The following is an 18,961-nucleotide window of genomic DNA, read 5'->3' as shown; positions in this document are numbered from 1 at the left end:
CGGTCCACTCCTTAGCGTTTGCTGGCCGGCAACCGGGCAGCTTTGTTCACGTCATACCACCAGTTTTCCAGCCCGAGGCTGTAAGCCGGTTTGCCGGCCGGATGGGAAAACTTATCCCAGTACGCCAGCCGTTGCTCTGCGTTGTACCACATTGGAATCATATAGGCATTCCACAGCAGAATGCGATCCAGTACCTGCGCCAGCGGTCGAAGGGCAGGGAGATCGCCCTGATGCGCCACAATCTGTTTGACGAAATGATCGACCAGCGGATCTTTAACCCGCGCGGTATTCCACGACGAGGCGATGTAGTCCGACTGCCAGTAAACCTGCAGACTGGAGGAGGGGATCGGCATAGCAGAATAGGCGGTGGCGATCATGTCATAGTCGCCCTCACGCAGCCGCCGCAGATACTGTGAACTGTCCACCTGGCGCAGAGTCAGGGTGATACCGAGCCGCGCCAGATTGTGCTGCAGCGGTAGCGCCCATTCGGTACTGGTGCCGCTGCGCAACAGCAGTTCAACGCTAAACGGCTGACCGGTTTTCTCGTTCACCAACCGGCGATGGTTAATCTGCCAGCCCGCCTGTTTCAGCAAGGCAAACGCCTGAAGCAGACTGGCGCGATCGTAACCGCTGCCGTCGGTAACCGGCGGGTGATAGGGCTGGGTGAACAGGTCAGGCGGCAACTGCGCCCGCCACGGAGCCAGCAATGCCTGCTGCTGCGCATCGGGCACACCGCGGGCGGCAAACCCGGTATTCTGGAAATAGCTGCTGGCACGCTGATAAGCACCATAGAACAGCGCCTTGTTCATCCACTCAAAATCAAACGCCAGCGTCAGCGCCTGGCGGACCCGGCGATCGTGAAACAGCGGTTTTTCATTGTTAAACGCCAGCCAGCGGGTATCAATCGCGGCCTGATTGGGCAACGTCTCTTTCACAATGCTGCCATCGTCGAAATGGCGGCCGCGATACTGGGTGGCCCATTTTTTGGCTGAGGTCTCTTCCCGTAAATCGAACGCGCCCGCTTTAAAAGCCTCAAACGCCACGTTGTCATCCAGATAGTAGTCGTAGCGGATGCGATCAAAATTAAACCGTCCGCGGTTAACCGGCAGATCGGCCGCCCAGTAATCTTTTACCCGGCTGTACTCAATGAACTGACCGGGCTTCCATTTAGTGATGCGATAAGGACCGCTCGACAGCGGCGGCGAACTCAGGGGTTCGTTGAACTTTTTATCGTGCCAGAATTTTTCAGCCAGCACCGGCAGCGTCAGTAATCCCAGCATCCGATCTTTGTCCGGCTGCTGGGCATCAATTCGCACCGTCAGGCGGTCCAGCGGCTTTACGGTCACGCCGCGATAGGCGACGCGAAACTGCGGCACCCCTTCAGTCATAAATTTGCCAAACGAAAAGGCCACGTCCTGAGCGGTGATCGGGCTGCCATCCTGGAAGCGGGCCTGCGGTTTAAGACGGATCTCGATCCAGCTAAAGTCGCTGGCGTTGCGGGCAGAGTCGGCGATCAGCGGATAGTAGCTGCCGGGCTCATCATCTGAGCCGGTATAGAGCCCGTCATACAGGGCTTCCGTGTAGATGCCGGGATTGCCGCGCGAGGCGTAGCGGTTAAAGTTGTCGTAGGTGCCGACCACCGCCATGGTGATGCTGCCGCCTTTGGGGGCCTGCGGATTGGCATAATCATAATGACTGAAGTCTGGCGGATACTTCGCTGTGCCCGCCTGGGTAAAAGCGAAGCTGTGTTGAATGCTGGCGGCCAGCAGCGGGCCGCTCAGGACGCCGCACAGCAATAAAAATCCAGCACGAAGCAGCACCACGTTTACGCTCTCCTGTAATTTTTCGATTCCGCGCGTCAGGCATCGTGACGCTGAAAATAGTCTATCAGCGTTTCGGGACGTAGCGGACGGCTAAAAATGTAACCCTGCAGATGCGTCACGCCGCGATTGATCAGCCAGGCGGCCTGTTCTCCGGTTTCGACGCCTTCCGCCACGCTTTTCAGATTGAGCTTTTTCGCCAGCTGTAACACCGTATCCAGTACCGGTGAGGTCAGGGTGTCGGTTCCGATGCTCTGCACAAAACCGCGATCGATCTTCAGGTAATCAAACGCATAACGCTCCAGATAGATCAGCGCACTGTGTCCGGTGCCGAAGTCATCAATCGCAATATTAATCTGCTGCTGATGCAGCCAGTCAAACAGTTCGCCGACATTTTCATCGCGCACCATCGCACGCTCGGTGATTTCAAACACGTAACTGAAGTGCGCGGCGGGCATGGTGTCGAGCCAGCGCAGCACATCCTGGCGGAAGCAGCTATCCGCCAGATGCAGCGGAGAGATATTCAGGCTGAGGCTGGCATGGCGGGGAATGGTGTGGCAGAGCAGGTGGGCATCACGCGCCACCAGCTGGAACAGATGGCGGGTCAGCGGAATAATCAGGTTTTGCGCTTCGGCGTAGCTGATAAACACATCCGGCGGGATCGGCCCCTCGGTCGGGTGAGTCCAGCGCAGTAGCGCTTCCATGCCGTAGGGCTGACCATCATGCGAGGTCACCAGTGGCTGATATTCAATGTGAAACTCGCCACGCTTGATTCCCTGGATCAGATCTTTGCCGGGACGCTGATAGGCTGACAGCAGCAGCCAGCCGCCGCCGGTCACCAGCAGGGAGAGCAACAGGCTAATCAGCACAATATTTTGATAATCGCTGAGCGCCAGCGTCGAGCCATATAACACAAACTGCAGCGGGTAACCGGGCAGGGACTGTTGCCGTAACGGCGGCGGCAGCCCGTGGTTTTCCACTACGCCCGGCTGCCAGCTGGTTAACGCCGTACGCTGCGCCACCAGCGCCATGCCGGTAATCTCTGACTGGCGCGACGCCAGCAACAGATAGGGCGCCAGCGTAATATTGAGGGTGGCAAACACCCCGGACTGGACGCTGCCTGGATTCCTGATCCACAGCGCCAGCGCCGGTTTATTGGGTTGCAGCGGCGTGCCGCGCATCAGTTGCAGATCAATGTCGCGTGTCGTATCACTCATTGGCGCAATAACGCTGAGCGGCAGGCTAAAGCTGCCGGTGGCAGAGGAACAAAAAGCGTTACCGTTATTTATCAGCAGAATGGCGCGAAGATTACCGGCAAAGGCGGCGCGTGAGGTCAGTTCACGATTAATGGTCTGGCAGGGAGTTTCGGTGAATGGAAGCAGAGGGCTGAGCGTGCTGTTAATCAGAGAAGAGAGCGTTTGCTGTAGGGCCATTCGGCTGTTCTCTAATAATTGCTGGTGCTGCCGATCGCGCTTATGCCAGAGATGGTTAAACGATAGCGCAGAAAATAATAAAAAGAACAGGCAGCCGATCATCGCGCTACTCCATGCGATTCGACGAGGATAGGTTGCATGGCGCATCAGCGCCCCCGACAGTGGCATGAGGTGCTTCCTCTGATAAAATTATTATTATGTTATTGCGCACGACTGCTTCGGTGTAAGCGACCGAGAATATAACGAGAAGGCGGGGAATGTCTCGTTATTCTTCTGAAAGGCAATGGTTTTTAAGCCATCAGTCTGAGGCGGGCAAGGGCATCAGACGAAAAAAAACGCTGCGTAAGCAGCGTTTCATATTCTCTGGCTGAGAAGGAGATCAAAGGCGGTAATCAGGTCGGGTTACGACTTAATACGCGTCGCCCTTCACGATAACGCTTTTTCCAGTAATTGTCGTTCAGGTTGGAGATCATCACACCACTGCTGGTGGAAGCGTGAACGAAGTTATCATTACCGAGATAGATGCCAACATGACGGCCAGTAGAACCGGCGCGGAACAGCACCAGATCGCCAGGACGCAGTTTAGTGCGTGAAATCTCTTTACCGGTGCCCTGCTGCTCTGAGGTAGAACGCGGCAGTTCTAAGCCAAATTGATCGCGGAAGGTGCGTTGTACAAAGGCGGAGCAATCGATACCGCGTTTGGTATCGCCACCGAGGCGATAGCGCACACCTTTCCAGACGGCGTATTGATCCATGATGCGTGACTTAACGTCAACGTTACGCACCATTTCTTCAAATTCATCCTGAGACGCCTGAAGTAAAAAACCATTGTGGTTGTTAACTTCATGATTCTCGTTATTCGCGTTTTGACCGTTATGGGTACTGCTACAAGCTGAGAGGAGAGTTGCCAGTGCCACTGCAGGCACGATTCGCCAGATATATCTCAGTATTGGTTGAGACTTGACCATTATTCGGGTTTTCCTTCGATGTCCTTACGACAAGATTGTCGCCAGCCAGATGACAAAACAGGGAGATTAATAAGCGAAACAGACTAAGACAATTCCTTAATTACTAAAATGTGTTAATGGACACATTTTTACTGTAAAAAAAAGCGAATTTGCTGCTGCTGTTACCCCACAGCGACTGAGGTTAACCGATTACAAGCGCCGTGGCGAGTGCTTTCAGTCAAATTCTTATAGGTTTTTCTGATGTGAAATCAAACCTTAACACACTGACTACTTTAGCAACAATTGTGGGGAAATGATGGTGAGAGCAGGGGGTAAAAAGCGCGCTAATTCCGCCTATAGCCTGCTGTTTGGGAATTTTCTTTATGGACAGACAGAAATGGCGGTTATTTAACCGATGAGGTGAGTCATAACCTTTTCTTTTAATCAATTTAATTAGCCTGCTAATAATGTACTGACTTTTTTTATAAGCGCGGGCGGTTAAGAATAATGCCATTATTACGCCCGCGCTTATCATTCAGCTTAGCGGCTTATATTTACCCGGCAATTTGCGATAAAACCAATTTACCAGCGCATCACTGGCCGGGGTTAATAACCACCAGCTCAATCCGACTAAAACTACCGACAGTGAACCGACGGCAATATCGGTGAACCAGTGCGCGCCAGCCATAACGCGAGGCAGCGAGAAAATAACCACGATCGCCGCCGCAATTAAAAACCGACCGAAACCGAAATAACGCCAGATAAAGCAGGCGAAGATCATCAGCATCATGCCGTGGTCGCCAGGGAAACTGTCTTTCGAGGCATCCTTAGCCGGAATACCGGTCAGCTCACTGACCCGATGCACGTTGTCGAAGAACAGTGTCGGGCTGGAGTGTTTCACCGGCAGCAGGTGACCCAGCTGGTTGAGGACTACCGCGGTTAACAGCATGGTGATGCCGATAGCCAGCATGCGACGCCGTGCCTGCGGTGTTTCGCTGCGCCAGATCGACAGATAAAGCAGGCCCATCGCCAGCAGCGAGACGGCATCAAAGCCACGATAGTTGGTGATCGCCACCAGCAGCGCAAAGCCGGAGTGAATGATCATCTGACTATTAAAGCCAAAGAAAATTGCTTTATCGATGCCGAACCAGAAACCATGTTCAGGCGGCAGATACCACGACAGGAATAGCACCACGCCCAATGCATTAAGCAACAGGATGGTAATAAGGCGAGTTACGCGCATAATTAAACTCATGATTGAAAAAATAACCGCCGACAATAACCGTGTCAGCGTAAACGGCACTTCAACAACGCCGATTGTAGTCTATTCCAGTCAGCCTGCTGCGAATTAATGATCTCGATACGGCTGTCGGCGGGTGGCTGCGATCGCGTTTCAATCTGCAGATCGTCGCCCTGACGATTAATCATCAGCGATCCTGCCTCAATATGCATCACGCCTTTAATTCGATCGCCTGGCGCCTGGCGTACCCATTCCAGCAGCGCCTGCTGGTCAAACTGCGTCGCGGCGTCGAACAGCCAGCCACAGGCGCTGTAGTCCTGTCCCTGATTCAGCGCCCGACGCCAGCGTGCCGGATGCGTCAGCCGCATGGCCGCTACGCCACTGGCCGGGATGGCGGCAGGGTGGTGATGCTGTGGCACCGGCAACTCACGCGGCTGGCCGCGTGGCGTATCGAGCAGCGCCAGCGGAATCTGACCAAATTCGGTGGCGATAAAGGGCCGCTGATCCAGCGCATCACGCTGCCAGTCGGCCAGACGCTGATGATCTTCCGGCTGCCAGCGATCCTGCTTGTTGCCGATAATAATGTCCGCCGCCGCCAGCTGATCGCGGAAATTTTCATTAGCAACGACCCGCGGATCGGCAAGCTGGCGCGCATCCAGCAGGGTGAGGGTGGCGTTGAGCTGTAGCCAGGCGTGGTAGGTCGGCGAACTTAGCAGCTGCAACAGCTGGCGCGGATGGCCCAGCCCGGTCGGCTCAATCAGCAGCCGATCGGGCTTGTTCTGCAACAGCCGGTTCAGCCCGATCTGCATCGGCAGGCCGTTGACGCAGCACATGCAGCCGCCGGGGATCTCTTTCAGGATGGCTCCGCGATCGGCCAGCAGCGCGCCATCGACGCCAATCTCACCAAATTCATTGACCAGCACCGCCCACTGCTCATTAGCGGGCTTTGCGGCCAGCAGATGGCATAACAGCGTGGTTTTGCCGCTGCCCAGAAATCCGGTAATCAGATTCACCCGCGTCATTAGTCAGGCTCCTGTCAGTATTTGCCGTGAAAGTTGTTACTTTATAACAGTCAGCGCCACGGCAACGTTCAGGAAGTGCGGTTAGTCGGCACGGCCCATATAACGGCGTTCAGCGACATGAATGCGGATGCGGTCGCCGTTACTGAGGTACTCAGGCACCTGAACCACCAGGCCGGTACTCATGCCTGCCGGTTTGGTGCGGGCGCTGGCCGAGGCACCTTTGATGCCGGGTGACGTATCGACAATTTCCATATCGACGGTCTGCGGCAGCTCCAGCGCCAGCACCTGTCCTTCCATCGTCAGCACCTGAATGCCCGGAATGCCCCCTTCAGGAATAAACAGCAGTTCTTCTTCAATCTGCTCTTTTTTGAAGCTGTAAGGGGTGTAATCTTCGTCATCCATAAAGACATACTCGTCACCGTCTATATAAGAAAAGGTGACGCTGCGGCGGCTGAGCGAAATTGCATCAATAATCTCATCGCCCTTAAAGCGTTCTTCGACCTTCATACCGGTGCGCACATCGGTGAAGCGCATCTTATACAGGGTGGCGGCACCGCGTGCGCTTGGGCTCTGGACATCAATATCTTTAACCAGCAGCAGTTTTCCGTTGTGGGTAACGGCCATTCCTTTTTTGATTTCATTCGCTTTTGGCATTGCTGTTCTCGCTATCTCTGAAGTGAAGTGCGCGCCACGTTACTCGCGCCGGTGAAAACTGGCAATATGGCGAGAATGAAATTTTAGCCCGGACGGCGGCAGACGTGGTAATTGTGGCGGCGGACTGCTATTGTCGCCGCGACTTTCTCTGCTGGAGCGCAGCATGCAATGCCGTAGCCACTGCGGTGCCTGTTGTACGGCGCCCTCCATCTCTTCGCCGATTCCCGGCATGCCCAACGGCAAACCCGCCAATACGCCCTGCGTTCAGCTCGACGACGCCTTACGCTGCAAGCTGTTTGGCTCCGACCTGCGTCCCGCAGTCTGTGCCGGCCTGCAGCCGTCGCACAGCATGTGCGGCGATTCGCGCCAGCAGGCGATGATCTATCTGTTGCAGCTGGAAGCGGACACCGCCCCCTGACGCGCTGACGTTGCTGAACGTTATGGCGAATTTAAGCCAGGCTTACAGCAACCGCGTCAGCTGGCAGGCGGCAAAATCCTGAAACGTCGATGAAATGTGCGTAACGTCAAAAATCTGCTACGCCGTTTGCGCATTTTCTTGCCTGCTGAAAGGGGCTGTACCACAATCCTTGAAACGTTTCAGCGGTGACCGCGCCACCTGTTGTGTGACAGATGGCGTAAAAATTTCCCCATCGGCTGAAACGATTCAATTTCAGCAAGCGAGGAGAATTATGTTCCAGCTCGAATTGCAGGCCATCCATACCGGAGCCAGCGCCCAGAACAAAGAAGAGGCCATTCGCCAGGTTGCCGCAGCGCTGACCGCTGCCGGTAATGTGACCGAAGGCTACGTCAACGGGATGCTGGCGCGTGAACAGCAAACCTCCACCTTTCTTGGTAACGGCATCGCGATCCCGCACGGCACTACCGATACCCGCGATCTGGTGCTGAAAACCGGCGTCCAGGTGTTCCAGTTTCCGCAGGGCATCAGCTGGGGCGACGATCAGACCGCCTATGTGGCGATCGGGATTGCCGCCAAATCGGATGAGCATCTGGCGCTGCTGCGTCAGTTAACCCACGTTCTGAGCGATGACAGCATCGCTGAACAGCTTAAAACCGCCTCTGCTGAAGATCTCCGTGCGTTGCTGATGGGTGAGAAACAAGCCGCCGAATTCAGTTTCGACACCTCATTAATTACCCTGAACGTCGCCGCCAGCGATTTAATCACCTTACAGGCGATGAACGCCGGTCGGTTGCAGTCAGCGGGCGTGGTCGATGCCAGCTACGTCGCTGACGTGGTCTCTAACGCGCCGCTGAGTCTCGGACAGGGGATCTGGCTGAGCGACAGCAGCCTCGGCAATCTGCGCAGCGGCGTGGCCGTCAGCCGTGCTGCTCATCCGTTTGACCATCAGGGCGAATCTGCCGCGCTGTTGATCAGCGTCGCCGCGGTCGATGAACGTCCGCTGGAAGTGCTGGGTTACCTCAGCGCCCTATTGCAGCAAGGTAAAGCAGACCGCTTGCTGAAAGCCGATGCCGCAGGCGTCTATGCGCTGCTCACCAGTGAAGTTGACGAGCAGGCCGAGGTGCTGACCGCCGAGTTCACCATCCGTAACGAACACGGTCTGCATGCCCGTCCGGGCACCGCGCTGGTCAGCGTGATCAAGCAATTCAACAGCGACATTACCGTCACCAACCTCGATGGCAGCGGCAAGCCCGCTAACGGCCGCAGCCTGATGAAAGTGGTGGCGCTCGGCGTGAAGAAAGGCCATCGCCTGCGCTTTACCGCCAGCGGTGAAGATGCACAGCAGGCGCTGAATGCGATTGAAGAAGCGATCACCAGTGGACTGGGCGAGGGGGCAGCATGAGCAGACGTGTCGCTACCATCACGCTGAATCCGGCGTATGACCTGGTGGGTTATACCCCTGAAATTGAACGCGGCGAAGTCAATCTGGTGAAAACCACCGGTCTGCACGCGGCGGGTAAAGGGATTAACGTGGCCAAAGTGCTGAAGGATCTGGGCATCGACGTCACCGTCGGCGGCTTCCTCGGCAAAGAGAACCAGGATGGCTTTCAGCAGCTGTTCAGCGAGCTGGGCATTGCTAACCGTTTTCAGGTGGTGCCGGGCCGTACCCGAATCAACGTTAAACTGACTGAACAGACCGGCGATGTCACTGACCTGAACTTTTCCGGTTTTCAGGTTAACGGTCAGGACTGGGATCGCTTTACCAGCGACTCACTCACCTGGCTGGGCCAGTTCGATATGGTCTGCGTCAGCGGCAGCCTGCCGGAAGGTGTCGATCCTGACGCCTTCACCCGCTGGATGACCGAGCTGCGCACCCATTGTCCGTGCATTATTTTTGACAGCAGCCGCGACGCGCTGGTGGCCGGGCTGAAAGCCGCGCCGTGGCTGGTTAAACCCAACCGTCGTGAACTGGAAATCTGGGCCGGTCGCAAACTGCCGACCCTGCAGGATGTGATTGATGCTGCGCACCAGCTGCGCGAGCAGGGCATCGCTCATGTGGTGATCTCGCTGGGTGCGGAAGGCGCGCTGTGGGTCAACGCCTCAGGCGAATGGATTGCCAAACCGCCGGTGTGCGAAGTGGTCAGCACCGTGGGTGCCGGCGACTCGATGGTCGGCGGGCTGATTTATGGCCTGTTAATGCGTGAATCCAGTGAACACACGCTGCGTCTCGCCACGGCAGTGGCGGCAATGGCCGTCAGCCAGAGCAACGTTGGCGTTTCCGATCGTACCCAGTTGGCCGCAATGATGGCGCGCGTCGACTTACAACCCGTTAACTGACAGCAGGAGAGCGATAATGAAAACGCTGCTGATAAAAGATCCTTCATTGGGACTGGCTTCCGCTTATATGGCGCAACAGCGCCTGGCTGCCGCCGCTGCGGCGGCTGGCCTGACGCTGACTGATAATCCCGCCGAGGCCGGGCAGGTCATCGTGCTGGGGAAAAACGTACCGGACGACGCAGCGCTGAATGGCAAACCGCTGTGGCAGGGCGATGTTCAGCTGGCGATCCGTGAGCCAGAAACCTTCCTCAATCGCGCCAAAGCTGAGGCTAAACCGTGGCAGGCCGCCGTGCCGGTTGCGGCACCAGCAGGTGCGCCTGCAGCGGCTCAGGCTGGCGCGCAGAAACGTGTGGTGGCGGTTACCGCCTGTCCGACCGGCGTGGCACATACCTTTATGGCCGCCGAGGCGATTCAGGCTGAAGCGACCCGGCGCGGCTGGTGGGTAAAAGTTGAAACCCGCGGTTCTGTCGGTGCCGGTAACGCCATCACCCCTGAAGAAGTGGCAGCTGCCGATCTGGTGATCGTGGCGGCTGATATCGAAGTCGACCTGGCGAAATTCGCCGGTAAGCCGATGTACCGTACCTCAACCGGCCTGGCGCTGAAGAAAACTGCTCAGGAACTGGACAAAGCGGTTGCCGAAGCGAAACCGTATAAGTCTGCGGGTGGACAAGGTAGCGACAATCAGAATGAGAAGAAAGAGGGCGCAGGCGCTTATCGTCACCTGCTGACCGGTGTTTCTTACATGCTGCCGATGGTGGTGGCGGGCGGTCTGAGTATCGCGCTGTCATTTGCCTTTGGTATCACCGCATTTAAAGAGCAGGGCACGCTGGCTGCCGCGCTGATGCAGATCGGCGGTGGCAGCGCCTTTGCGCTGATGGTGCCGGTACTGGCGGGCTTTATCGCTTTCTCGATTGCTGACCGTCCGGGTCTGACCCCAGGCCTGATTGGCGGCATGATCGCCACCAGCATTAACGCTGGCTTCCTCGGCGGCATCATCGCCGGTTTCATCGCCGGTTACGCTGCGAAGCTGATCAGCGGCAAAGTAAAACTGCCGCAGAGTATGGAAGCGCTGAAGCCGATACTGATCATTCCGCTGTTTGCCAGTCTGATCACCGGCCTGCTGATGATTTATGTGGTCGGTAAACCGGTTGCCGGCATCATGAACGGCCTGACGCACTGGCTGGCGAACATGGGTACTGCTAATGCGGTGCTGCTGGGCGCGATTCTGGGCGGCATGATGTGTACCGATATGGGTGGCCCGGTCAATAAGGTGGCTTACGCATTCGGTGTCGGTTTGCTGAGTTCACAGACATATGCGCCGATGGCGGCGATCATGGCGGCCGGTATGGTGCCACCGCTGGCGATGGGTCTGGCGACGCTGGTTGCCCGTCGTAAGTTCAACAAAGGACAGCAGGAAGGGGGCAAAGCGGCGCTGGTGCTGGGTCTGTGCTTCATCTCTGAAGGTGCGATTCCGTTCGCGGCCCGTGACCCGATGCGCGTTCTGCCTTGCTGCATCATCGGCGGCGCGACCACCGGTGCTATCTCAATGGCGGTGGGGGCCAAACTGATGGCACCACACGGTGGACTGTTTGTCCTGCTGATCCCGGGTGCGATTACGCCGGTGGTCGGTTATCTGGTGGCGATTGTGGTCGGTACGGCGATTGCCGGTCTGAGCTATGCGGTACTGAAACGTCCGGAAGAGCAGCTGGCCAAAGCCTGATTTGCTCAGGGCATAATCTGCTGAAGTATAAAAACAGGGAGCCAGATGGCTCCCTGCTTGCTTTTTCAGACGGTGAATAATGTTAAAGCGATGGATGAATACGCCTGGAGTAAAGCGTCACGCCTCAGCGCTGCGGATAGCCCTTTCAGCAGCAGAGGCGCTCAGGCCTCTACTCTCGTGCCATTTTAAGCAGACTGCGTTATCACCGGTCCCTTAACCGATCGGCATTAAGCCAGCTGGCTCCCTTTTTTATCCCTGCTGTTCTGACTTCAGCCAGGCAATCTCATCTTTCCAGATATCCGGGTTGATGGTTTCGAGGATCAACGGAATCCGGTCAAAACGCGCATCCTTCATCATCCAGCTAAACACGGTTTTGCCGATGTTGCCTTCACCGAGGCTGTGGTGGCGGTCGACGCGGCTGCCAAAGGTGCTTTTCGCATCGTTGAGGTGCATGCCGCGCAGATAGCGAAAGCCGACAATGCGCTCAAACTCAGCGAAGGTAGCGACGCAGTCCGCTTCAGTTCGCAGATCATAGCCGCCAGCAAAAGCGTGGCAGGTATCCAGACAGACGCCGACGCGGCTCTTATCCTCAACCTGGTCGATAATTTCCGCCAGATGTTCAAAGCGGAAACCGAGGTTGCTGCCCTGACCGGCGGTATTTTCAATCACTGCGGTAACGTTGCGAGTCTGGTCGAGGGCGATATTGATCGATTCGGCGATGCGTTTCAGGCAGGCCTGCTCGTCAATCTGATGCAGATGGCTGCCCGGATGAAAGTTCAGCAGCGTCAGGCCGAGCTGATCGGCGCGCTGCAGTTCATCAACAAAGGCGGCACGGGATTTTTCCAGCGCATCAGCCACCGGGTGGCCAAGATTGATCAGAAAACTGTCATGCGGCAGGATCTGCTGCGAGCTGAAGTGATATTTCTCGCAGGCGGCGCGAAAGGCATCAATCACCTCAGTGGAAAGCGGGGCGGCTTTCCACTGCCGTTGATTTTTAGTAAACAAGGCGAAGGCGGTGGCGTCTATTTCATGGGCGCGAATGACTGCCTGATCCACACCACCTGCCGCACTGACGTGTGCGCCGATATATTTCATGCCGTTCTCCTGAAGGGGCTATGCACTGACGAGCAGGCATGATACCCGATGCGGTTAGCCCATGAAATGTTGCACCAGCAGATTGATGGCACCGCCGCCGACGATCAGCCAGACAGCGACCATCGCGCCCAGCAGCAGCGGTTTCACACCCGCTTCACGTAACGTGCTGAAACGGGTAGTTAATCCCAGCGCAGCCATCGCCATCGCCAGCAGCAAGCCAGCCAGTTGATTCAGCATCGCCACCAGGCCAGCCGGCAGCAGGTGCAGCGAGTTAAACAGCGCGACGGCAATGAACAGCAGTGCGAACCACGGGAAGGTCACCGGACGCGATGCGGTCGCCGCCGGGCTCTGGCGGCGCAGCACGCCGCTGAGACACAGCAGGAACGGGGCCAGCATCATCACCCGCAGCATTTTGGCAATCACCGCGCTGTTCTCGGCATCCGGACCGATACTGTGTCCGGCCGCGACCACCTGAGCCACTTCATGAATGGTCGAGCCGGTAAATACGCCGAACTGCGCCTGATCAACACCAGGCAGCAGGGTATGCACCAGCGGCCACAGCAGCGGATAGCTAAAAATCGCCAGGGTACCAAACAGCACTACCGTCGCGATGGCGACCGCGACTTTTGACGGTGCCGCTTTGACCACCGGTTCGGTCGCCAGTACCGCCGCCGCGCCACAGATGCTGCTACCGGCACCAATCAGCCAGACGGTATCGCGATCGAGCTTCAGCAGGCGCATCCCCAGCAGGCAGGTAATAAAAAAGGTGCTGCTCAGGGTTAGCGCATCAATCAGGATGCCGCTGACGCCGACGTCAGCAATCTGCTGCAGCGTAATGCGAAAGCCGAATAAAATTACCCCCAGCCGCAGCAGTTTCTGCTTGGCCAGCACCACCCCGGCATCACAGTGGGAGGCCAGCGGCGCGTAGACGCTGTTGCCGATGATGATGCCCAGCACAATCGCCAGCGTCAGCGATCCCAGCCCCCACGACGCAATCGCCGGTTGTCCGGCCAGCCAGCTGGCCGCAGCGGCAATCAGCGCGGTCAGCAGCAAACCAGGCAGCCAGCGCGGAATCGGATGATGGGTTTTGGTCATGCTCAGATCGGTCATGGTGGTTCCTCCTTCTGCTTGAGGCCCGATCATCGCGCTGACTGGCTTAAAAGTGAAATTGATAATATATTTATAATTGACCAGAATAAACGATAAGGCGGCAATCATGCTATTTTCGCGTCTGCGCCGATGGGCGACGCTGATCAAACGGGACGTGGTGGTGCTGTGGTTTGCCTTTCGCGATCCGCGCACCCCGTGGTGGAACAAACTGGCGATGCTGGGACTGGTTGCCTATGGCATCAGCCCAATCGATCTCATTCCGGATGTGATCCCGTTTGTTGGATTACTGGATGATGCGGTGATTATTCCCTCCGGGGTCATGATTCTGCTGCGGCTGCTGCCGCGTGAGGTGCGCATCAGCAGCAGCCAACGGGCGCAAACCCAGCGCTCGCGCGGCAAAAAGATAGCTGGCGGGATTGCGCTGATTGCGCTGATCTGGCTGGCGGTGGTGATCTATCTCGTCAGGCAATAAATGATTTAAGGAGCGCCGATGCACATTACGCTGCGGCAGATAGAAGTGTTCACGGAAGTGTTAAAAAGCGGCTCGACCACCCAGGCGTCGCAGCTGCTGGCGCTATCGCAGTCGGCGGTCAGCGCCGCGCTGGCCGATCTGGAAAACCAGCTCGGGGTACAGCTGTTTGATCGGGTAGGCAAGCGGCTGGTGCTGAATGAGCATGGACGACTGCTCTATCCGCGTGCGGTAGGGCTGCTGGAGCAGGCGGGTGAAATTGAGCAGCTGTTCAAAGAGGACAATGGGGCGATTCGCATCTTTGCCAGCAGCACCATCGGCAACTATCTGCTGCCCGGCATGATGGCGGCTTACCGGCGTGATTTTCCCGGTTTGCCGCTGGAGCTGAGCGTCGGCAACAGTCAGGATGTGATCAATGCGGTATCCGATTTCCGGGTTGATGTCGGGTTGATTGAAGGCCCCTGTCACATGACTGAGCTGGTGAGCGAACCCTGGCTGGAGGATGAGCTGGTTGTATTTGCCGCACCGGATGCGGCGATCCTGCAACAGCCGGTGACGCTGGAAACGCTGGCGGCAGCGCCGTGGATCCTGCGTGAACGCGGCTCCGGCACCCGTGAAATTGTGGATTATCTGCTGCTGTCGCATCTGCCGACCTTTCAGCTGGGCATGGAGCTGGGCAACTCCGAGGCGATCAAACATGCGGTGCGCCACGGAATGGGCATCAGCTGCCTGTCACGGCGGGTCATCAGCGATCTGCTGGATGCCGGCACGCTGGTGGAACTGCCGCTGCCGCTGCCGCGTCTGACCCGCACCCTGTACCGCATTCACCACCGGCAAAAACATATCTCGAAGGCACTGACACGTTTTTTATCCTATTGTCGCGAGTGATTACTAATAATTATGCCGCGATCATGAACGTAACTTATAACAGTGCGGCATTCGCTATACAGCGCGGGCTTAGCTGCTACAATCGCGCCTCATTTTTACCCAGCGTAGCGTTTACACATGCATAATGACTCAAAAACAACACAACAACCTGCGTTACGACGTGCGTTAAAAGCACGTCATCTGACGATGATCGCCATTGGCGGTTCAATCGGCACCGGCCTGTTTGTCGCGTCCGGCGCGACCATTGCCCAGGCTGGGCCTGGCGGCGCGCTGCTCTCTTATATTCTGATCGGACTGATGGTCTATTTTCTGATGACCAGCCTCGGTGAACTGGCAGCGTTTATGCCGGTCTCAGGCTCGTTCGCCACCTACGGCGCAAAGTACGTTGAAGAGGGCTTTGGTTTCGCGCTCGGCTGGAACTACTGGTACAACTGGGCGGTGACCATTGCGGTTGACCTGGTCGCCTCGCAGCTGGTGATGAACTACTGGTTCCCCGACACGCCTGGCTGGATCTGGAGTGCGCTGTTCCTCTGCCTGATGTTCCTGATGAACTACATCTCGGTGAAGGGCTTTGGCGAGGCGGAATACTGGTTTTCGCTGATTAAAGTGGCGACCGTGATTATCTTTATCGTGGTGGGCGTGCTGATGATCACCGGCATCATGCGCGGTGCAGAGCACGCAGGCTGGCAGAACTGGCAGGTCGGTGACGCACCGTTTGCCGGCGGCTTTGCGGCGATGATTGGGGTGGCGATGATTGTCGGATTCTCCTTCCAGGGCACCGAGCTGATCGGTATCGCGGCGGGCGAATCTGAAGATCCGGCCAAAAACATCCCGCGGGCGGTGCGGCAGATTTTCTGGCGTATCCTGCTGTTCTATGTGTTCGCCATTCTGATTATCAGCCTGATCCTGCCGTATACCGATCCGCAGCTGCTGCACAATGATATCAACGATATCAGCGTCAGCCCGTTCACCCTGGTGTTCCGTAATGCCGGTCTGCTGTCGGCGGCGGCGGTGATGAATGCGGTGATCCTGACGGCGGTGCTGTCAGCCGGTAACTCCGGCATGTATGCCTCCACCCGCATGCTCTACAACCTGGCGAGCGAAGGCAAAGCGCCGCGGATTTTTGCCCGTCTGTCAAAAGGCGGCGTGCCGCGCAATGCACTGTGGGCCACTACCGTGGTGGCGGGGCTGTGCTTCCTGACCTCAAAATTTGGCAACCAGGAAGTGTATCTCTGGCTGCTGAACACCTCGGGCATGACCGGCTTTATCGCCTGGCTCGGTATCGCCATCAGCCATTACCGCTTCCGTCGCGGCTATGTGGCGCAAGGGCATGACGTGAACGCGCTGCCTTACCGTTCCGGCTTCTTCCCGCTGGGTCCGATCTTCGCCTTTGTGCTCTGCCTGATCATTACCCTCGGTCAGAACTACCAGGCGTTCCTCAATGACCGTATCGACTGGTACGGCGTGGCGGCGACCTACATCGGTATTCCGCTGTTCCTGATTATCTGGTTCGGTTACAAGCTGACGCGCGGCAGCCGCTTCGTGAAGTACAGCGAAATGGAATTCCCGATCCATAAAGAGTAACGCTGCGCTGAAGCGTGGTGCCTTCGGTCGTTTTGGATGACCGAAGTAAAACGTAAAGCGAGGGGAGCCTGCGCCTGTAGCAAAGCAGCGCGGACCAGGGACAAAAGCGCAACGCGTTGGCCCGGCTACCGGCGCACCTCAGGGATGAGGTGCGTAATCGCCCGCACTGAGCCGCCAGCAAGGGCGGTTTTGCCTCTTTGCGAAAGGCGTATGCTCCCTGATTCAGTATCCTGCCTGTTAGCGCGCTTTTTTCTGCTTTTTTCACGCCTCGCTTATGCTCACGAATTGATAATTATTATCACCTGCACTATTGTGGCTGCGTTTTCTGACCGGATAGTCACAACAGGGTTAAACATGACGACAGAATCTTCGCTGCTGACAGGCACTGAATCGCCTGAGCACAGCGTGCAAAACTATCATCAGGTACTGCGGCGTCGCATGATGTGGATTGGCGTACTGCTGCTGGCGATTCTCGCCTCTCTGATCCTCGACTTTACTCTCGGCCCGGCGGGCCTGTCACTGCAGACGCTGTGGAATACCCTGCTTAGCCCCGCTAGCGTCGATGCCGGAACCCGGGTTATCGTCTGGGACATTCGCCTGCCGTATGCGCTGATGGCGATCGTGGTCGGCCTGTCGCTCGGCCTGGCAGGGGCAGAAATGCAGACCATCCTGAATAACCCGCTTGCCAGTCCGTTTACCCTTGGCGTCTCGTCTGCGGCGGCCTTTGGTGCCGCGCTGGCGATCATTCTCGGCATCGGTATTCCCGGCGTTCCTGACCAGTGGCTGATCTCCGCCAACGCCTTCGTGTTTGCGCTGTTTGCCGCCCTGATGCTGGATGCGGTGACCCGCTGGACGCAGGTTTCTTCGGCTGGCGTGGTGCTGTTCGGTATCGCGCTGGTATTCACCTTTAATGCGCTGGTTTCGATGATGCAGTTTATCGCCAGCGAAGACACGCTGCAGGGGCTGGTGTTCTGGACCATGGGCAGTCTGGCGCGCGCCTCGTGGGAGAAGCTGGGCGTGCTGACCGTGGCGCTGGCCATTCTGCTGCCGTTTTCGCTGCTGAGCAGCTGGAAGCTGACGGCGCTGCGCTTAGGCGAAGACCGCGCGATAAGCTTTGGCATTGATGTGCGCCGTCTGCGGCTGGCGACCTTACTGCGCATCAGTATTCTCTCTGCGCTGGCGGTGGCCTTTGTCGGTCCGATCGGCTTTATTGGCCTGGTAGCACCGCATATCGCCCGCATGATGTTCGGTGAGGATCATCGCTTTTATCTGCCGGCCAGTGCGCTGGTGGGGGCGCTGGTGCTGTCGCTGGCGTCTGTCGCCTCGAAGAACCTGATCCCCGGCGTGATCATTCCGGTCGGCATTGTCACTTCGCTGATTGGCGTGCCGTTCTTCCTGAGCATTATTTTGCGTCATCGGGGGACAGTCTGATGCAACAGGGTCTGACCTTACGCGGTTTCAGCGCCGGTTATCCTAAGCATAAGGTGATTGAAAACCTGAATATCGCGCCGCTGCCGCGCGGTGAGATTACCGTGCTGCTCGGGCCAAACGGCTGCGGCAAATCGACCCTGCTGCGGGCGCTGGCCGGGCTGAATAAAGGCCGTGGCGAACTGTGGCTCAACGGCGAAAACCTGATGACCCAGCCGTTTGCACAGCGGGCAAAGCATGTGGTTTATCTGCCGCAGTCGCTGCCGGCCGGGGTGCATCTGCACGTGCTGGAGTCGATTATCGTGGCGCAGCGCGCCTCCGGTGGCCTGCACAGCGCCAACAGCGAAGCGGAAGTGATGCATCTGCTGCAACAGCTGGGGATTGCCCACCTGGCGATGCGCTATCTCGATCAGCTGTCGGGCGGGCAGAAGCAGCTGGTCGGGCTGGCGCAGTCGTTGATTCGTCGCCCCTCGCTGCTGCTGCTGGATGAACCGCTTAGCGCGCTCGATCTGAATTACCAGTTCCACGTGATGGATCTGGTGCGGCGCGAAACCGCACTGCGCAACATGGTTACGGTGGTGGTGGTACACGACATCAATATCGCGCTGCGCCACGCTCAGCATGCGTTAATGCTGAAACAGGGCAGCCTGGTGGCCGAAGGTCAGCCGGATCGGGTGATTACACCGGCCACGCTGGCTCAGGTGTATGGCGTTGAAGGACGGATTGAGCATTGTAGCCGTGGAATGCCGCAGGTGATGATCGACGGACTGGTGCACGACGCGCTGGTGTAATCAGG

Annotated in this window: 18 protein-coding genes; 9 read left to right on the top strand and 9 right to left on the bottom strand. The window is 57.3% G+C overall.

Annotation, left to right across the window (positions count from 1 at the left end):
- Positions 1 to 11: 11 nt before the first annotated feature.
- The 7 genes from AC6I8I_RS12805 to yeiP form a co-directional block, all read right to left on the bottom strand.
- Positions 12 to 1,820: an extracellular solute-binding protein gene (locus AC6I8I_RS12805; protein WP_497828663.1), complete on the bottom strand. Its 1,809-nt coding sequence runs from the start codon at positions 1,818 to 1,820 to the stop codon at positions 12 to 14.
- Positions 1,821 to 1,858: 38 nt separating this feature from the next.
- Positions 1,859 to 3,421 carry a cyclic di-3',5'-guanosine monophosphate phosphodiesterase PdeN gene (gene pdeN, locus AC6I8I_RS12800; protein ID WP_312055432.1) on the bottom strand — a complete coding sequence of 521 codons (1,563 nt, stop codon included), beginning with the start codon at positions 3,419 to 3,421 and terminating at the stop codon, positions 1,859 to 1,861.
- Positions 3,422 to 3,645: 224 nt separating this feature from the next.
- The gene (gene mepS, locus AC6I8I_RS12795; protein ID WP_312055433.1) at positions 3,646 to 4,221 is read right to left on the bottom strand and encodes a bifunctional murein DD-endopeptidase/murein LD-carboxypeptidase; all 576 of its coding nucleotides are present in this window, start codon (positions 4,219 to 4,221) and stop codon (positions 3,646 to 3,648) included.
- A 217-nt stretch (positions 4,222 to 4,438) separates the two neighbouring features.
- Positions 4,439 to 4,714, bottom strand: a complete 276-nt coding sequence (locus AC6I8I_RS12790) for a hypothetical protein (protein WP_312759678.1) — start codon at positions 4,712 to 4,714, stop codon at positions 4,439 to 4,441.
- Between the two features lie 21 nt (positions 4,715 to 4,735).
- The gene (locus tag AC6I8I_RS12785) at positions 4,736 to 5,443 is read right to left on the bottom strand and encodes a phosphatase PAP2 family protein (protein ID WP_312055435.1); all 708 of its coding nucleotides are present in this window, start codon (positions 5,441 to 5,443) and stop codon (positions 4,736 to 4,738) included.
- Between the two features lie 44 nt (positions 5,444 to 5,487).
- Complete coding sequence (locus AC6I8I_RS12780; protein ID WP_497827926.1) at positions 5,488 to 6,462, bottom strand: CobW family GTP-binding protein; 975 nt, start codon at positions 6,460 to 6,462, stop codon at positions 5,488 to 5,490.
- Positions 6,463 to 6,543: 81 nt separating this feature from the next.
- Positions 6,544 to 7,116 carry an elongation factor P-like protein YeiP gene (gene yeiP, locus AC6I8I_RS12775; RefSeq protein ID WP_031377226.1) on the bottom strand — a complete coding sequence of 191 codons (573 nt, stop codon included), beginning with the start codon at positions 7,114 to 7,116 and terminating at the stop codon, positions 6,544 to 6,546.
- Positions 7,117 to 7,279: 163 nt separating this feature from the next.
- Between yeiP and AC6I8I_RS12770 the strand changes: the two genes are divergently transcribed.
- The 4 genes from AC6I8I_RS12770 (at position 7,280) to fruA (ending at position 11,591) form a co-directional block, all read left to right on the top strand.
- Positions 7,280 to 7,534, top strand: a complete 255-nt coding sequence (locus AC6I8I_RS12770; protein WP_031377225.1) for a zinc/iron-chelating domain-containing protein — start codon at positions 7,280 to 7,282, stop codon at positions 7,532 to 7,534.
- 271 nt (positions 7,535 to 7,805) lie between these two features.
- Positions 7,806 to 8,936, top strand: coding sequence for a fused PTS fructose transporter subunit IIA/HPr protein (gene fruB, locus AC6I8I_RS12765; RefSeq protein ID WP_312055437.1), 1,131 nt, complete (start codon positions 7,806 to 7,808; stop codon positions 8,934 to 8,936).
- Positions 8,933 to 9,871, top strand: coding sequence for a 1-phosphofructokinase (gene fruK, locus AC6I8I_RS12760; RefSeq protein ID WP_031377223.1), 939 nt, complete (start codon positions 8,933 to 8,935; stop codon positions 9,869 to 9,871). The genes fruB and fruK overlap by 4 nt, the downstream gene beginning before the upstream one ends.
- Before the next feature lie 16 nt (positions 9,872 to 9,887).
- A complete protein-coding gene (gene fruA, locus AC6I8I_RS12755) occupies positions 9,888 to 11,591 on the top strand; it encodes a PTS fructose transporter subunit IIBC (RefSeq protein WP_312055438.1) in 1,704 nt (567 codons plus the stop codon).
- Positions 11,592 to 11,840: 249 nt separating this feature from the next.
- Here the strand turns inward: fruA and nfo are convergent, their stop codons facing one another.
- Positions 11,841 to 12,686, bottom strand: a complete 846-nt coding sequence (gene nfo / locus AC6I8I_RS12750; RefSeq protein ID WP_497827925.1) for a deoxyribonuclease IV — start codon at positions 12,684 to 12,686, stop codon at positions 11,841 to 11,843.
- 54 nt (positions 12,687 to 12,740) lie between these two features.
- On the bottom strand, positions 12,741 to 13,796 hold the full coding sequence (locus AC6I8I_RS12745; protein ID WP_497827924.1) for a YeiH family protein: 1,056 nt from the start codon (positions 13,794 to 13,796) through the stop codon (positions 12,741 to 12,743).
- A gap of 106 nt (positions 13,797 to 13,902) precedes the next feature.
- Between AC6I8I_RS12745 and AC6I8I_RS12740 the strand changes: the two genes are divergently transcribed.
- The 5 genes from AC6I8I_RS12740 (at position 13,903) to AC6I8I_RS12720 (ending at position 18,956) form a co-directional block, all read left to right on the top strand.
- Entirely contained in the window at positions 13,903 to 14,268 is a 366-nt protein-coding gene (locus tag AC6I8I_RS12740) for a YkvA family protein (protein WP_312055440.1), read from the top strand.
- Positions 14,269 to 14,286: 18 nt separating this feature from the next.
- Positions 14,287 to 15,153, top strand: a complete 867-nt coding sequence (yieE, locus tag AC6I8I_RS12735) for a DNA-binding transcriptional regulator YeiE (protein WP_312055441.1) — start codon at positions 14,287 to 14,289, stop codon at positions 15,151 to 15,153.
- 117 nt (positions 15,154 to 15,270) lie between these two features.
- On the top strand, positions 15,271 to 16,737 hold the full coding sequence (locus tag AC6I8I_RS12730) for an amino acid permease (RefSeq protein WP_312055442.1): 1,467 nt from the start codon (positions 15,271 to 15,273) through the stop codon (positions 16,735 to 16,737).
- A 354-nt stretch (positions 16,738 to 17,091) separates the two neighbouring features.
- Positions 17,092 to 18,168, top strand: a complete 1,077-nt coding sequence (locus AC6I8I_RS12725; protein WP_312759688.1) for a FecCD family ABC transporter permease — start codon at positions 17,092 to 17,094, stop codon at positions 18,166 to 18,168.
- Positions 18,168 to 18,956, top strand: a complete 789-nt coding sequence (locus AC6I8I_RS12720; RefSeq protein WP_312055444.1) for an ABC transporter ATP-binding protein — start codon at positions 18,168 to 18,170, stop codon at positions 18,954 to 18,956. The genes AC6I8I_RS12725 and AC6I8I_RS12720 overlap by 1 nt, the downstream gene beginning before the upstream one ends.
- The last annotated feature ends 5 nt before the right edge of the window (positions 18,957 to 18,961 follow it).

This window comes from Pantoea sp. X-Soil-YNGN-775, from assembly GCF_059730575.1.
The sequence above is the reverse complement of the archived record's forward strand: the minus strand, read 5'-3'. Positions and strand labels throughout refer to the sequence as shown.

Coding starts and splice junctions, on each gene's coding strand:
- fruA (WP_312055438.1), top strand. CDS start 9,888: ATGAAAACGCTGCTGATAAAAGATCCTTCATTGGGACTGGCTTCCGCT.
- pdeN (WP_312055432.1), bottom strand. CDS start 3,421: ATGCCACTGTCGGGGGCGCTGATGCGCCATGCAACCTATCCTCGTCGA.
- fruK (WP_031377223.1), top strand. CDS start 8,933: ATGAGCAGACGTGTCGCTACCATCACGCTGAATCCGGCGTATGACCTG.
- mepS (WP_312055433.1), bottom strand. CDS start 4,221: ATGGTCAAGTCTCAACCAATACTGAGATATATCTGGCGAATCGTGCCT.
- AC6I8I_RS12730 (WP_312055442.1), top strand. CDS start 15,271: ATGCATAATGACTCAAAAACAACACAACAACCTGCGTTACGACGTGCG.
- AC6I8I_RS12785 (WP_312055435.1), bottom strand. CDS start 5,443: ATGCGCGTAACTCGCCTTATTACCATCCTGTTGCTTAATGCATTGGGC.
- AC6I8I_RS12720 (WP_312055444.1), top strand. CDS start 18,168: ATGCAACAGGGTCTGACCTTACGCGGTTTCAGCGCCGGTTATCCTAAG.
- yieE (WP_312055441.1), top strand. CDS start 14,287: ATGCACATTACGCTGCGGCAGATAGAAGTGTTCACGGAAGTGTTAAAA.
- AC6I8I_RS12770 (WP_031377225.1), top strand. CDS start 7,280: ATGCAATGCCGTAGCCACTGCGGTGCCTGTTGTACGGCGCCCTCCATC.
- AC6I8I_RS12745 (WP_497827924.1), bottom strand. CDS start 13,796: ATGACCGATCTGAGCATGACCAAAACCCATCATCCGATTCCGCGCTGG.
- AC6I8I_RS12780 (WP_497827926.1), bottom strand. CDS start 6,462: ATGACGCGGGTGAATCTGATTACCGGATTTCTGGGCAGCGGCAAAACC.
- nfo (WP_497827925.1), bottom strand. CDS start 12,686: ATGAAATATATCGGCGCACACGTCAGTGCGGCAGGTGGTGTGGATCAG.
- yeiP (WP_031377226.1), bottom strand. CDS start 7,116: ATGCCAAAAGCGAATGAAATCAAAAAAGGAATGGCCGTTACCCACAAC.
- AC6I8I_RS12790 (WP_312759678.1), bottom strand. CDS start 4,714: ATGGCATTATTCTTAACCGCCCGCGCTTATAAAAAAAGTCAGTACATT.
- AC6I8I_RS12725 (WP_312759688.1), top strand. CDS start 17,092: ATGACGACAGAATCTTCGCTGCTGACAGGCACTGAATCGCCTGAGCAC.
- fruB (WP_312055437.1), top strand. CDS start 7,806: ATGTTCCAGCTCGAATTGCAGGCCATCCATACCGGAGCCAGCGCCCAG.
- AC6I8I_RS12740 (WP_312055440.1), top strand. CDS start 13,903: ATGCTATTTTCGCGTCTGCGCCGATGGGCGACGCTGATCAAACGGGAC.